At 41.9% G+C, this 15286-nt stretch carries 14 protein-coding genes; 4 read left to right on the forward strand and 10 right to left on the reverse strand.

Features of this window, described 5'->3' with window-relative positions; genetic code table 11:
• Positions 1–250: 250 nt before the first annotated feature.
• Complete coding sequence (locus tag HKX40_RS04270) at positions 251–1009, forward strand: MATE family efflux transporter (protein WP_343042993.1); 759 nt, start codon at positions 251–253, stop codon at positions 1007–1009.
• Between the two features lie 159 nt (positions 1010–1168).
• Positions 1169–1912: a sulfite exporter TauE/SafE family protein gene (locus HKX40_RS04275; protein ID WP_171588332.1), complete on the forward strand. Its 744-nt coding sequence runs from the start codon at positions 1169–1171 to the stop codon at positions 1910–1912.
• Positions 1913–1915: 3 nt separating this feature from the next.
• On the opposite strand, the gene ntrC is transcribed toward HKX40_RS04275, so the two are convergent.
• The 6 genes from ntrC to rph all read right to left on the reverse strand — a co-directional run bounded on the left by ntrC (position 1916) and on the right by rph (position 8942).
• Positions 1916–3427 (reverse strand): nitrogen regulation protein NR(I), encoded by a 1512-nt coding sequence (gene ntrC, locus HKX40_RS04280; protein WP_171588333.1) that lies wholly within the window; start codon positions 3425–3427, stop codon positions 1916–1918.
• The gene (locus HKX40_RS04285) at positions 3424–4569 is read right to left on the reverse strand and encodes a two-component system sensor histidine kinase NtrB (RefSeq protein WP_171588334.1); all 1146 of its coding nucleotides are present in this window, start codon (positions 4567–4569) and stop codon (positions 3424–3426) included. The genes ntrC and HKX40_RS04285 overlap by 4 nt, the downstream gene beginning before the upstream one ends.
• Positions 4570–4602: 33 nt before the next feature.
• Positions 4603–6015, reverse strand: a complete 1413-nt coding sequence (gene glnA, locus HKX40_RS04290) for a type I glutamate--ammonia ligase (RefSeq protein ID WP_171588335.1) — start codon at positions 6013–6015, stop codon at positions 4603–4605.
• A 231-nt stretch (positions 6016–6246) separates the two neighbouring features.
• Positions 6247–7455, reverse strand: a complete 1209-nt coding sequence (hemW, locus tag HKX40_RS04295) for a radical SAM family heme chaperone HemW (protein WP_171588336.1) — start codon at positions 7453–7455, stop codon at positions 6247–6249.
• 6 nt (positions 7456–7461) lie between these two features.
• The gene (gene rdgB / locus HKX40_RS04300; protein WP_171588337.1) at positions 7462–8061 is read right to left on the reverse strand and encodes an RdgB/HAM1 family non-canonical purine NTP pyrophosphatase; all 600 of its coding nucleotides are present in this window, start codon (positions 8059–8061) and stop codon (positions 7462–7464) included.
• A gap of 143 nt (positions 8062–8204) precedes the next feature.
• A complete protein-coding gene (gene rph, locus HKX40_RS04305) occupies positions 8205–8942 on the reverse strand; it encodes a ribonuclease PH (protein WP_171588338.1) in 738 nt (245 codons plus the stop codon).
• A 500-nt stretch (positions 8943–9442) separates the two neighbouring features.
• Between rph and HKX40_RS04310 the strand changes: the two genes are divergently transcribed.
• Positions 9443–10393: a YicC/YloC family endoribonuclease gene (locus HKX40_RS04310; RefSeq protein ID WP_171588339.1), complete on the forward strand. Its 951-nt coding sequence runs from the start codon at positions 9443–9445 to the stop codon at positions 10391–10393.
• 119 nt (positions 10394–10512) lie between these two features.
• Positions 10513–11166, forward strand: a complete 654-nt coding sequence (locus HKX40_RS04315) for a hypothetical protein (protein ID WP_171588340.1) — start codon at positions 10513–10515, stop codon at positions 11164–11166.
• 23 nt (positions 11167–11189) lie between these two features.
• Here the strand turns inward: HKX40_RS04315 and phaR are convergent, their stop codons facing one another.
• From phaR to pgeF, 4 genes are all read right to left on the reverse strand, one after another.
• Positions 11190–11720: a polyhydroxyalkanoate synthesis repressor PhaR gene (gene phaR / locus HKX40_RS04320; RefSeq protein WP_171588341.1), complete on the reverse strand. Its 531-nt coding sequence runs from the start codon at positions 11718–11720 to the stop codon at positions 11190–11192.
• A gap of 66 nt (positions 11721–11786) precedes the next feature.
• Positions 11787–12524 (reverse strand): acetoacetyl-CoA reductase, encoded by a 738-nt coding sequence (phbB, locus tag HKX40_RS04325; RefSeq protein WP_171588342.1) that lies wholly within the window; start codon positions 12522–12524, stop codon positions 11787–11789.
• A gap of 132 nt (positions 12525–12656) precedes the next feature.
• Positions 12657–14300, reverse strand: a complete 1644-nt coding sequence (locus HKX40_RS04330) for a PHA/PHB synthase family protein (protein WP_171588343.1) — start codon at positions 14298–14300, stop codon at positions 12657–12659.
• Between the two features lie 110 nt (positions 14301–14410).
• Complete coding sequence (gene pgeF, locus HKX40_RS04335) at positions 14411–15277, reverse strand: peptidoglycan editing factor PgeF (protein ID WP_171588344.1); 867 nt, start codon at positions 15275–15277, stop codon at positions 14411–14413.
• Between the last annotated feature and the right edge of the window lie 9 nt (positions 15278–15286).

The raw sequence follows: 15286 nt of genomic DNA on the forward strand, positions 1-15286 counted from the left end.
CTGTTAGCTTATAACCATCATGACTATTTAGATAGTGCAATACGGCATCTATCTTCTGTTGAACACTATATTTTTTGCTCATATTTAACCCCCATAGTTGGTGTCCAACTTATGGGGGTCAGTTCATTATTAGGGGTTTTTCCTATTGAAACAACAAATCAATAAATGTACTGTGCAAAATGCACTTCTAGTAACTTTATTCCATGATGAGTGACGTGCGGGAAGTTGCACAAACAATGCCTTTACTGACATCGTTACCCTATATTATTATGTTTCAACGTCAGGTAAAGAATCATTCCTAGCTGCTCTGATGTTTGCAAAGACCTTACATTTTATACTCACCTTATCGTGCAGTGGAATTGCCATTGGTGTTGGTGTCCATTTTTCTAAAAGTTGGGGAAAAATGGACTTTCAATGTGCTAAAAAAATCTACGTCATCGGAATCATCTTCGCATTGATTTTAAGTACTATTCTAGTCATTATAATGTCTCATTTTTCTCCTTACATACTACTAAAGTTAGGTGCACAACAGGATATCGCATCAGTCGCGTATGAATACCTACTGATAGCCTTGCCAAGCACAATATTTCTATCTGTTGCACAAGTCTCTTTACAAATTCTACGCTCCGTCAGACGCAATCAAATAGCCCTTTGCCTGCTCCCTCTCACTAACACAATAGGGCGGATATTTCACCTTAACGCTGATGGATTTCAATTACTACAAACATTCACACATATAGGAGTGTTTCTATGGATTCCCATTGGATTACTCTTTGTTTCGATCTCTATCTTGCTTGTCATGAACCACGCAACCTATGTAACGCTCATTGCTTGGGCTAGAGCCACTGTAGCAACAATTCCACTTATATGGCTGGGAAGTAAGTTAGCTGGATCCTCTGGTGCTCTTATCGGGCAAATATTAGGTGCAGCTTCCTTGTCAATTATCGTATTTCTATTTTCTTTTAAAAAACTAGAGAGATATTTAAAAAGTCTAGAGCATAATTTTTAGTAAAGACTTATAGGAGAACTTTCTGGCACAACATCATTGAATACAGCATCCTCAACAAACCATCCCTTATAAAAAAACTATTTTATTTTAAGTGTAAAGTTGTTATGATGTTACCTACTTCTTCTCTTTAAAAAATTTCTCCACTTAACGACATAGCCCATGGATATTGTGACTCTTTTTATTGCACTTGGTGCTTTAATTGCTGGTTTTTCCCAAGGCATCTCTGGTTTTGGTTTTGGGCTAGTAGCCATGTCTTTTTGGGCTTGGGTCGTGGATCCTCAGCAAGCAGCTGCACTTTCAGTCATTGGAGGGTTCACTGGACAAATTATCGCTGCCTTTACTGTCCGTCGAGGATTTAACTTACGCTTATTGCTTCCTTTTATTGTCGGAGGACTTTGCGGTATTCCTATAGGGGTTTATCTTCTTCCCTACCTAGATATTTATAAATTTAAAGCACTTCTTGGTACTTTTTTAATTATCGTCTGCCCTTTTATGCTGTTTGCTGACAAAATCCCTAAGATGACCAAGGTGCATCATTTCTGGGATATAGTAGGAGGCCTTGGTGGCGGTGTTATGGGGGGCTTTGGAGGCTTTACAGGCACATTACCAGCCCTATGGTGTACCTTGAGAGGGTTTGACCGAGATACTCAACGGGCTATTATGCAAAATTTTAATTTTGCCATGCTGGTTGTGGTACTCATCAGCTATAGTGCCAAGGGTATCATACGAACAGAGATGCTGCCTACTTTTCTCATTGTCTCCCCTATCGTGATATGCACATCTTATCTTGGCACAAAAGCCTACCACCGTATCAGTCAACAACGATTCAGACAACTTATCTTATCGTTATTGACTTTATCGGGATTAACTATGCTAGTAACTTCTGTACCAAAACTCCTCTAGTGCTTAATCGTTGGTAGAGTCAAACTCTTTTAACTTTCGCGTTACTGTGTTACGCCCTATCCCTAGACGAGCTGCCACCTCAATCTTGCGACCTCGACATTGATTAAGAGCAGTTTCTAACACTGCTTTTTCAAATATGCGAGTCAACTCATCCATGATGTCTTGGTCTTGTGCAGCAAGACGACGTTGAACATCAATACGCAGTCCTTCTGCCCAAGGGGGTTCAGATGAAAAAACAGGCTCTTGATGAGAAGCAACGGAAGGCATGCCTAGTAGTGCCACATTAGCTCCTGTCAAATCAGCACTACTTGCCTCAGGATGCACCACATGACTACGCAAACTTGCCAACAGCTCTTGAGGCAAATCATCTAGCGTAATCAATGCAGCGGGAGACATGACTGTCAGCCAATGGCAGAAATTTTCTAATTGGCGAACATTACCTGGAAAATCAAAGCTCTTAAGTACATCAATTACCTCTGGACTTAATTGCTTTGCTGGTACTCCTAAACTTGCTGCAGAGGCTTGCAAGAAATACTGGCTTAACTGTGGAATATCATCTTTGCGTTCACGCAAAGGGGGTATACGCAAACGAATTACATTAAGTCGATGGAATAAGTCCTCACGGAATGTTCCTTGTTCAACTCGTGTTTCTAGCGGTTGGTGTGTTGCTGCAATAATGCGAACATCCACATGAACAGGTTGAGTACCGCCAATACGATAAAAACTTCCCTCAGCAAGTACACGCAACAATCTGGTTTGCAAGTCGAGCGGCATATCCCCGATTTCGTCAAGAAATAAAGTGCCACCATTCGCTTCCTCAAATCGTCCTTTACGCAACTGATTAGCACCAGTAAAAGCCCCTCTCTCATGTCCAAATAACTCTGCTTCTAATAAATCTTTGGGGATAGCAGCAGCGTTAATGGCAACAAAAGGCTTATTTGCACGACTACCATGCTCATGTACTGCTCGTGCAATTAACTCTTTACCTGAGCCTGATTCACCAGTAATTAACACTGTCACTTTAGAGGGGGCTAGACGTCCGATTGCTCTAAACACCTCTTGCATCGCCTTAGAATGTGACTGTGTCATCATTTTCTTGAAGGCAGGTACAACTGGCTCTGGTTCTGGCGCTGGTGGTTCATAACTGAGTGCCTTACCATGTTCGCAGGCTCGCTGAATAAGTGCAACTGCCTCATTGACATCAAAAGGTTTAGGCAAGTAATCAAACGCACCATCTTGAAAAGCAGTTACTGTACTATCCAAGTCAGTGAACGCCGTCATCACAATAACAACGACTTGGGGGTACTTTGTTTTAACTTTCTTAAGTAGCTCCAAGCCAGACATGCCACTCATACGAATATCAGTAAGCAATACATCCGGTATGTCAATCTCCAACGCTTGCCATAAATCCTCTGCTTGCTCAAAGAAGCGTGCAGCCATGTCAGAGCGTTGTAATGCTTTATCTAATACCCAACGGATGCCTTGGTCATCATCGACAATCCAAATCTTGCTCATGTTCTCTCCATGGGTAATAAAATCCTAAATTCTGTACGTCCGGGATGACTATCAAACTCAATCACCCCTCCTTGTTGACGTGCTAATTCCTGTGCCAAACTTAAGCCCAAGCCCGTACCATCAGGGCGACCAGTCACCAATGGATGGAAAACACGATCAATAATATGAGTAGGAATACCAGGACCATTATCAATCACTGAAAGCACAATGACCTGCTTATAGACCTTATCCAATAGGAATTGACGTGTTTTCACGCGGGTTCTCAAGATAATCGTAGGTTCACCTTGATTCAATTTTGCTTCTGGTGCACCAGATAACTCAAACTCGGCCTCTGTATGTCTAGGAGCTACTGTTGCTTTAGCGGCTCCCAACAAAGCCTGTGCTGCATTACGACAGATATTAAGGTAAATCTGAACAAGTTTTTCTTTATCTGCATAAATATCTGGTAATGAAGCATCGTAATCACGAATAATCGTAATCTTATCCTTGTACTCAGCACCTATCAGCATACAAACACGTTCGCAGACTTCGTGAATATTGAAAGAACTTAGTAACAGGCTAGCTTGAGCTGGACGAATCAACCTATCAACAAGTTGTTGAAGTCGCCCAACCTCGGCAACAATGACCTGCGTATATTCTCGATGCGCAGGATTATCTAGTTCCATTTCCAACAACTGTGCTGCCCCACGAATGCCTCCAAGTGGGTTCTTCACTTCGTGAGCAAGGTTGCGGAAAGTTTCTTGGTAAATATCAATTTCTCTTGCAAGACGCACATTACGATCTGAGATGGTTTGCTGATCAATAGGATGAAGCTCTACCATAAGTTTGTCATTATTACCATCGAAATGTAAAGAAACACTCACTAATGAAGCATCATCTAATTTTGCAATCGTCCCAGTAAACGTCACAGAGATTGCTCGCTGCGAGACAACAGTCTCAAATGCTTTTTGAAAATTCTCCTTATCTTCAAATAGGCTTGCCAAAGGCAAATCCTGAAAGGAGCGGCGAGAACGTTCAAAAAGATGTTGAGTAGCGATATTCACCCACTCAATTCGACCTGCACGGTCGGCAACGACCATGCAAGTCAGGAGTAAATCAAATGACTGCCAACCTTGGGCAGAATTCAACGATGGGTTCGACATAGTTTTCCTCCTGCAAAGTTGGCATTCAAATGGTTATAGAGAGTAGTACATATCAAACTCGATTGGATGAGTTGTCATGCGAAGACGTGTAACTTCTTGCATCTTAAGATCGATATAAGCGTCAAGCATATCATTGCTAAATACGCCGCCACGGGTCAAGAACTCACGATCTGCATCAAGAGCTTCAATGGCTTGCTCTAGTGAAGAAGCCACTGTTGGCACTTTCTTGTCCTCTTCAGGAGGCAAATCATACAAGTTCTTGTCTGCTGGATCGCCTGGATGGATTTTGTTTTGGATACCATCAAGACCTGCCATCAACAAGGCAGAGAATGCCAAGTATGGGTTAGCCATTGGGTCTGGGAAGCGGGCTTCAATACGACGACCCTTAGGATTACCAGTGTAAGGAATACGGATAGAGGCAGAACGGTTACGTGCTGAGTAAGCCAATTTAACAGGAGCCTCAAACCCTGGAACTAAACGTTTGTAAGAGTTAGTTGTTGGGTTAGTGATTGCATTTAATGCACGGGCATGTTTGATAATACCACCGATGTAGTAAAGCGCTGTTTCAGAAAGACCTGCATAGCCATTGCCTGCAAATAAGTTTTGACCATCTTTCCAAATTGATTGGTGTACGTGCATACCAGAACCGTTATCGCCTACGATTGGTTTTGGCATGAATGTCGCTGTTTTACCATATACGTGAGCTACATTATGGATAGTGTACTTAAGGATTTGATTCCAGTCAGCACGACGTACCAAGGTGCTAAATTTAGTACCAATTTCTAATTGACCTGCATTAGCTACTTCGTGATGGTGAATTTCTACAGGTACACCTTGTTGCTCAAGGATTAAGCACATTTCAGAACGCATATCACCAAATGAGTCTACTGGCGATACAGGTACATAACCACCTTTTACTCCTGGACGATGACCATGATTACGACCATCATTTTCTAATGCACTAGCACCAGCCGCTTCGTCAGAGAATACTTTAACAAAGCGATTGTACATATCATCACCCCATGATACGCCATCAAATACAAAGAACTCTGGTTCTGGACCAAAATAAGCAGTATCACCAATGCCTGATGATTTCAAATAGGCTTCTGCACGACGCGCTAAAGAGCGAGGGTCACGGTCATAACCTTTAAGATCTGAGGGTTCCACGACATCACATGTAAGAATAAGAGTAGACTCTTCGCGGAATGGGTCTAAACGTGCAGTTTCTGCATCAGGCACAAGCAACATATCTGATGCTTCAATGCCTTTCCAACCAGCGATAGATGAACCATCAAAAGGTTGACCTGATTCAAATTTATCCTCATCTACTGTGTGAGCAGGAACAGTCATGTGATGTTCTTTGCCCAAAGTATCTGTAAAGCGGAAATCAACGAACTTAACTTCGTTATCGCTCATTAATTTTAATACGTCACTTGCGTTTGCCATATTGATTTCTCCTAAAATCGTAAATAGTTGGTCTTGTTTGACCTATCGATTTACCTATAGCAATTATCGTGCCAACTTTTTTATGCCATAAAAAGGGCATTTATGCTTTAGGTAGGAGTATTGTTGCACTATTTTGGTGATTTATTCAAGTGTGTTCGTATTATTTTGGTGCAAATATGATTTTTTGCACCATTTTGGTGATTTTGGTTTGGGCTATTATCAATATTGAAATTACCGCAAGAATAGCTCTTGCAGGTCATTGAGATACCTCCAGCCTAGCTCCGTCGCCCGCAATCGCATTGGATCATCCACTAACAAACCCTTATGCACTGCCTCATCAATCATCCCCGTCATGATGCTGAGATTCACACCACAACGCTCAGCAAAATAATACGTTGGCACTCCTTGCTTGAGACGCAAAGCATTGAGCATAAATTCAAACGGTAATTCCTCTGGCATTAGCAACCGCTCCTCAGCGACATGTTCTCCTGTTGCCACCTTTGCCATCCAACTTTCAGGATTCTTTACTCGTGCGGTACGCACAATACGGTCATGAGAGGAAATCTTGCCATGGGCACCAGGACCTACTCCAATATAATCCCCAAATTGCCAGTAATTTAAATTGTGCAAACAGCGCGCTTGGTTCTGTGCATAAGCAGAGACTTCATATTGTTCAAACCCTGCTTTGGCTGTCTCTTCGATTAATAAATCTTGTATATCGCCAGCCAAATCATCGTCAGGCAAACCTTCTGGCGGATATTTAGCAAAAACGGTATTCGGCTCTAAGGTCAGGTTATAAAGTGATAAATGCTCAGTACCAAAAGACAGTGCAGTACTTATTTCTTGATGACAAGCCTCTAGGGTCTGATATGGCAATGCATACATCAAATCTAAATTAACACGAGAAAAATATTTCTGTGCAACATCAATCGCTTTTTTCGCCTGTTCACTGCTATGAATGCGTCCTAGACGGCGTAGACTTTCATCATCAAAACTTTGAATCCCCAACGACACACGATTAACCCCAGAGGCAGCAAAGTCGGCAAACTTTTCCACCTCAACGGTACCAGGGTTGGCCTCCATAGTAATCTCTGTTGCAGGAGCCAGGTTAAATAGATTACGCAACATTGTTAGTAACCCATCCATCGCCTTGGCAGACAATAAACTAGGAGTTCCTCCTCCGATGAATACTGTATGAATAGGTCGCCCCCATACAGATGGGAGTACGCCGATTAAATCCTGCTCCAAAGCACGTAGATAGGCCTGTTCGAGTTCTTCACCCAGTGAATGCTCCCCCCCTCTTATGGCATGTGAATTAAAATCACAATAAGGACATTTACGCACACACCAGGGTACATGAATGTAGAGTGATAATGGAGGCAAAGACTGGGTAAATTGAATTCCCTGTTGTAAGCTACGTTTTAACTGAATATCCTGCATGATAGTCTAGAGATACGCCTGTATTTCTACTAATAATTTACGTAATGCCTGACCTCGATGGCTGACTTTATTTTTTTCTTCTGGACTAAGCTCTGCCGCCGTTTTCCCTATATCAGGCAAATAAAAATAAGGATCATAGCCAAAACCATTTTTTCCAGCTGCCTCTTTTGCAATTTCTCCAGCCCAAAAGCACTGAGCTACAATAGGGCATGGATCATCTGCCGAACGGACAAAGACAAGACAGGCAACATAATAACCTTTTCTGTCATTAACATTTTCAAGGGCTTTAAGCAGATAGGCGTTATTTGCAGCGTCAGACTTCTCGCCCCCCTTGGTCACAGCATAACGAGCTGATAGCACGCCAGGCTCGCCATTTAAAGCTGGCACGACCAATCCTGAGTCATCGGCAATCGCAGGCAAGCCTGTCGCTTGACTAGCAAAACGTGCTTTGGCTAATGCATTTTCTAAAAAAGTGAAATAAGGCTCTTCACACTCTCCTACCCCTAAAGCACCTTGAGGAACTAGCTCAAAACCTAATGGTTGGAAAAGTTGCTGAAACTCCGCCAACTTACCCTTGTTATTAGAAGCCAATACGATTTTCTGCATTTTTAATACCTTTTGAATTTATTAATCCAAGCATTCATTACCCACAATGCACACAACAATTTAAGTATGCTTTTATGCATCATCACTCAATACATCACTGTGTAAATGATGGAGGGCATCTTAGACAAAGACATGAGACCAGTTTATACTGACACTCTAGCAGTATTTTGTGCCTTGACTAAATCTTGAATCCCTTGCTCAGCTAATCCTAACAAAGTATCCAGTTCTCTGCGTGTAAAGGCTTGCCCTTCAGCAGTACCTTGAACCTCAACAAAATGCCCAGCTCCAGTCATCACCACATTCATATCTGCATCACAACCAGAATCTTCTATATAGTCAAGGTCTAGCACGGCTTGCCCATTAACCGTACCAACAGAAATGGCAGCAACATTGTCTCGGAGAGGATTTTCAGTCAATACACCATCATCCAATAATTTCTGTACCGCATCTGCCATAGCAATCCAAGCCCCTGTGATACTAGCACAACGCGTACCACCATCTGCCTGAATCACATCACAATCCAAATGAATAGTGCGTTCACCAAGTTTCTCTAAATCAATGACAGCTCGTAAACTGCGACCAATAAGACGTTGAATTTCTTGAGTACGCCCTGTTTGTTTGCCTTTTGCCGCCTCACGATCGGAACGACTATGAGTTGCACGGGGTAACATACCATATTCTGCCGTCACCCACCCCTGACCTTTATCTTTTAAAAATGGGGGAACTTTGTCAAGTACACTAGCATTGCAGAGTACATGAGTATTGCCCACTTTAATCATTACCGAACCTTCTGCATAGGCAGTGTATTGGCGTTCGATAGTGATTTTACGTAGTTCGTTAGCTTGACGACCGCTATGACGTGAAGTAGTTACTTGTGACATGATAATCTGTGTTCCAATAAAATTATGTTATCCGAGATTGTAAACGATTCAACTGTTTTTTTCTTGCGATGTTTAATACTACAACTGCTAGTATAGCCTTTCAAAGAATTCATGCTCTTTATCAGAGAGTATTATGTGTGACAGTGTTGCAATTTCAATGTTTTACAGATAATAACACCTCTGCGAGTTTGGTAAATCAAGCAGGACACCGTTAACCAAATGGTTCACAAACATTGAGATTAGGGTATTGTTGTATGGTAAATCAAGTAGGATACCGTAAATCAAGTGAGACATCGTTGTGCAACCCTTTTCCCCTTGGTTAATACAATCGTCCTATCATGACATATTCGAGATATTTCCGTGACATTCGCAGCCATAAGGGCTACAATCCCTACCTATATTGTCGAAATTTCTTCACATTGATGCCTATTTCTTAACGCCTATTTCATTACCTACTCATGGCTAAATAAGCATCATCCTACTTTTTTAAGAGACACAGAATGACTATTTACAGCATGACCGCTTTTGCTAGCCAACAAAAAGAACATGAATTTGGCAGCATTACCGTGGAACTAAAGAGTGTTAATAACCGTTTTTTAGACCTGAACTTTCGTTTGCCAGATGAATTGCGTGCAACTGAAAGTGCTTTAAGAGAGCTCATTAGTACCCGTTTAAGTCGCGGTAAAATTGAAATCCGGGTAAGTCTTAATAAAAACAAAACATTAGCAGACATTACTTTAGATGAGAAATTGCTTACTGTGCTTTCTCAGCAATATGCACATGCTCGTGGCTTTATTCCCGAAACTCAAGCCCCCACCCTCTCTGAATTGATTAATCTCAGTCATCAACAACAGAGCCATAAAACCGATGAGTCCTGCGATATATGGTCAAATCTCTGCATAGAATGTGCCAATCAAGCTATTGATAGTTTCCTACTCAATCGGGCTCGTGAAGGGGAGCGCCTCGCTACAACAATGCTTGGCTATGTGCAGCAAATAGAAAAAATCCTGGTGACCGTGAGAGAACAACTGCCTCGCATTCACGAAGAATACCGAGAAAAGCTAGCACGTAAATTACGTGAAACACTAGAGTTGGTAGCTCCCAATGGTTTTGAAGCAATTAAGGGGGAGGAATTAAGTGCGCGGATTGCAAGTGAAAGCAGCTTGTTTAGTCTACGTATTGATGTGGCAGAAGAGTTAGACCGTCTTGATTCGCACCAAAAAGAATTAACACATTTATTGGCAATACAACCCCCCATTACAGAAACCCAAATTCCTAAAGCCAAAAATAAACAAAGTCTGGGGAAACGGTTAGATTTTCTTTTTCAAGAAATGAATCGCGAAATCAATACACTAGGTTCTAAATCTACTGCCATTACGATTACACAAGCAGTGATTGAATTAAAATTATTGGTTGAACAACTACGGGAACAAGCACAGAATATTGAGTAAACTTACTTATCTTATCTATAAGTAGATAACATAGTCACCAATGGGTTGGTAATGCACAATATGACTAATCATACTGTATATACCTACATTATGAGGTCAAGGCAATTTTTAATTGGATTATGTCACTGATTACGGTTAATCTTATTCTTGGGGATGATGAGGGTTTGCTAGATACAAGGCTACGCTCCCTCACCTCTACTGCTCAGTTTGCCTCGCTAACTCAAACTCCCATACTTACACAGCAAGGCTGGTGTCTTTGTTGTCAAATGCATAACGAGACCTCTGAAGTGCTGCGAGGTTTATTTATGCAAGCTTTACACAAACAAATCCCCCCCTTTTCACAAGTCTTTTTGCGTTGTGCTACTGGCATAGACCCTGCCAGTATAATTTATACCTTGTCCCAAGACTTTTTCTTAAAAGAGCGATTTCGCTGGGCTGGGGCCTTATTGCTTGTGAGCCAACCACTGGTAGATGAGCTCATTCATAAAGCTGGTGGAGACTATTGGGATATTAGCCAAATCAGCACTTATATTCCACTGTTTGCTAATGCAGATGTCATGCTATTTACCCAGGATGCTTTTAAACAACATGACAAATCCCTGTTTGAACAGTTAATGACCCAAGTCTATGAGCATATAGGCTGTTTCCAACCAGATATAGTGCCAGCCCCTCTACTACCTCTGGCAACATTAGATAAAGCCCTCCTATCAACCTACCAACATCAATGGCAAGAGCGAAAATCCATCAGCAAAAAGCATTCACTATTTCGGTAATTCAGTGCTTTTCATGCCTTGTTTTATTTATTGTGGTCCTTGTGACCAAACTGATTAAATGCGTTTAGCATAGAGTTTGTCTGACTTTGCATCTGCTCTTGCATTTGCAAAAAGATGTTCTTAGACTGCTCTACGTAGTTGTTCATCATCTTGTTAAAAGTGGGGGCTTGGAAATTCATAAACTGTGCCCAAGCCTCTGGGTTAAACTGCTGGCTATACAAGGCATCAGACTGATCACTCATGCGATTTTGCATCTCAGCCAATACTTGAAGATTCTTTTCTAAATAGGCACCCATCACACCCTGCATTGCATGTCCATAAAAACGAATAATCTGTTTGAGAGTGTTGGCGTTAAACATAGGTACCCCTTCACTCTCTAGCTCTAGGATAATCTGCAAAAGAATGTTACGCGTTAAATCATCCCCTTTCTTCGCATCCACTACTTGAAATGGTTCATTATCCAAAACAAACTGCTTAATATCAGCCAAGGTGATATAAGTACTCGTCTGGGTATCATAAAGTCTACGATTAGGGTATTTTTTAATAATGCGCATTGAATTACTCACTCAAAAATAAAAGTGATGCATCACCGACTCAGTGATACATCACTTATCTTTATATTAACTCATATGTAAGCCGCCATTGACAGAGAAATCAGCTCCTGTTGCAAAGCCTGAATCATCAGAGGCTAACCATGAAACAATAGAGGCAATCTCCTCTGGAGTACCTAGACGGCGAACAGGAATAGTCGATACAATTTGCTCTAACACTTCAGGGCGGATGGCACGCACCATATCCGTACCAATATACCCTGGAGAAACAGTATTAACAGTCACTCCACGACTAGCCATTTCCTGTGCCAAAGCCATGGTAAAACCATGAATACCTGCTTTTGCAGTAGAGTAATTGGACTGACCAAATTGCCCTTTTTGACCATTTACTGAACTAATGTTAATGATACGCCCCCAACGCTTTTCATACATAGCATCAATCACTTGTTTAGTGACATTAAAGAGACTATTAAGATTGGTATCCATCACAGCCGTCCAGTCTTCTAGGCTCATCTTACGGAACACTCCATCACGCGTAATACCAGCATTATTCACCAATACATCAACATCACCGTGCTCTTCTTTGACTTTATTAAAAGCAGCTACTGTAGAATCCCAATCAGACACATTACCCACAGAGGCATAAAAAGTAAATCCTAAAGCTGCTTGTTCATCTAGCCACTTCTGGTAGTTACGGCTAGGCCCTGCACCTGCAATCACTTTAAAACCATCTTTTGCCAGACGTTGGCAGATAGCCGTACCGATACCGCCCATACCACCCGTAACATACGCAATTTTGCGACTCATTGTAATCTCCTAAAAATAAAAACCTCTACTTATTCTGACTAGCTTAGCGATGTCTAATGACATTTTTGTTGCATTGTTTTTGACTTTATAAACACAACTAACCTTAGCTCTCCTCAGCCATTACTCACCCAATTATTGCACAGCCCGCACTTTCACGTAGTCACCTGGAGCATCTACACTCGGACGATATTGACGACTGCCAAGGGTCTTTTTAGCCTTAATCTTACGCCCTGCACGTGGAGCAAGCCACTCATACCAATTAACCCACCAACTGCCAGGGTGTTGGGTGGCATCTTCAAACCATTGTTCACTACTGAGATAGCCATCGTCATATTTGTATTCATTGGTCCAATAATGACGTTTATGGCGAGCAGGAGGATTCACCACCCCTGCAACATGACCCGAGGCTCCCAGACAAAATTGCACCTGACCACTCAAAATATCGCGACTAAGGTAGGCTGACTTCCAGGGAACGATATGATCATCTTTAGAGGCATATAAATAGGTATCCATATCCAAAGTGGATAATTTTAAAGGCTCTCCTAGCACAGTTACCTTGCCTGGTTGGCGTAAATTATTCTCTAAATAGGTGTTGCGTAAATACCAGGCATAGAAAGGACCTGGTAAATTCGTACTATCTGAGTTCCAGTAAAGAATATCAAACGGGACTGGTGTCTCACCTTTAAAATAGTTCTGAACTACGTAGTTCCAGATGAGTTCATTTGGTCGCAAAATAGAAAAGCTCGCAGCAAGATCCTTGGCAGGCATTAACCCTCCCTGCCCTATAGTCTGCTCTCTCATCACCACACTAGGTTCATCCACAAAAACATGCATTACACCAGTATCAGAAAAATCAAGAAAAGTAGTTAATAAAGTCATGCTATTGGCATAGTCTTGACCTCTAGCCTTGGCTACCGCCAATGCCGTCGCCAGCATGGTACCGCCCACGCAAAAACCTAAGGTATTAATTTTAGGTTGTTTCGTAATATCGCAAACAGCTTGGAGGGCTCGTATAACTCCTTGCTCCATATAATCGTCCCAAGTGAATAAGTCAGGCTGATCAACATCATTGGGCAAGGGATTACGCCAGGAGATTAAAAATACTGTATGTCCTTGCTCTACAGCACCGCGGACAAAGGAGTCATCTTCTTGTAAATCAAGGATATAGAACTTATTGATACAAGGAGGCACGACCAATAAAGGAATTTCATAAACCTGCGGAGTTAATGGCGAATACTGAATAAGCTCGATGAATGCATTTTTGTAGACCACTTTACCTGGAGTTACGGCTAAATTACGTCCTACTTCAAATGCCTGCTCATCGGTCTGAGTAATACGCCCTTTTTGCATGTCTTGGAGAAGATTCTGAAGCCCTTTTTGCAAAGACTCTCCATGTGTTTTTTCAAAAGTGGCGAGTGCATCAGCATTGAGTGCAAAGAAATTAGAAGGCGCCACTGCATCCACCCACTGATGCATTGCGAAAAGTAGCTTATCTTTAGATTCTGCATCCATCTCAACCTGTTCTAACATATCGAACAAAGTTTTAGAAGAAAGTAAATACAGGTGAGCTAGACTTAGTAGCTGCGGATTCTGCTTCCACGCATCACTACTAAAACGCTTATCTTTAATTTCTGGCAAAGTCCCAGCTGTCGCTTGGTTAAATACCTGCTGAAACCCATCCATAAAACTTTTTTGCAAGGATAACCAATGCTCAGAAGCACTCACCATGGATACAAGCCATGGATTTGTGGGGGGTAAATCTTTTGACGCACTCATATACACTCCTAGCTAGATGGGTACAGTGTAAATAATTTTATCACTTAGTGAAATAGGGATTTATACCCCCCTATACCCTAGTAATTCAGTGCGACTTTAGTAAGTTCCCGTTATGTTAGATGTTCTCCTAGCCATGCCAAGGTAACAATTCGCCCGGTGGGGTTTTCACGACGATAAGAAAAATATTTATCCTTTTGTAAATAGGTACACTGGTTACTCTGTATGACTTCGTTTAAACCCTTTTGACGCAATTTATATTCGGCAATACCTGCTAAATCTGCTAGATATTTACCTTTGGCCGGCTGCTTAAATTGTGGGCTAAATGAGTGGTTGTGGGACAGAGTATCACTTACTTTGTCATTATTTTTATGCAAAGCATGAAGTAAATGAACAAAACGCGTCTTAGACCAATCCACCTCCTCACCATAAGCGATAAAGAAGGTTTTTAATGCTGGGGTTGCTTGCACAAAAGCTGCATAGACCTCGCCTCCCACCTCAAAAACAGGTTGTGAAATAGCTGGCCCAATCCATGCTTTTAGCCTAGCATCTGGCACCTTTTGTCGCATTTTATCAACTAAATTCTCCAATACCCCTGCTTGTAATCCACGCCAACCAGCATGAGCAGCACCAACAATAGTGCCTGCGTCATCGGCAATAACAACAGGTAAACAATCTGCCGTCATAATGGCAAGTACTCGCCCCTGCTGCATGGTCAATGCTGCATCTGCCTGAGGAGGATATTCAAAAGTACTATCTGCATCTAATACAGCAATACCATGTACTTGGTTAAGCCAGATTGGGCGACTAGGCAAAGTAGCCTCAAGGACATGGCGGTTTGCTTGTGCATGTTCTGGATTGTCACCACAGTGCAAACCCAAATTAAAGCAATCAAAAGGGGCAACACTCACCCCTTTCATATCTCGTGTTGTCGTTCCGTAATTTACACCACTCCATTTGGTGCCTGTCACTAGTTCCATTGTTCTTTC

The organism is Pelistega europaea, from assembly GCF_013133775.1.
Classification (GTDB): domain Bacteria; phylum Pseudomonadota; class Gammaproteobacteria; order Burkholderiales; family Burkholderiaceae_B; genus Taylorella; species Taylorella europaea.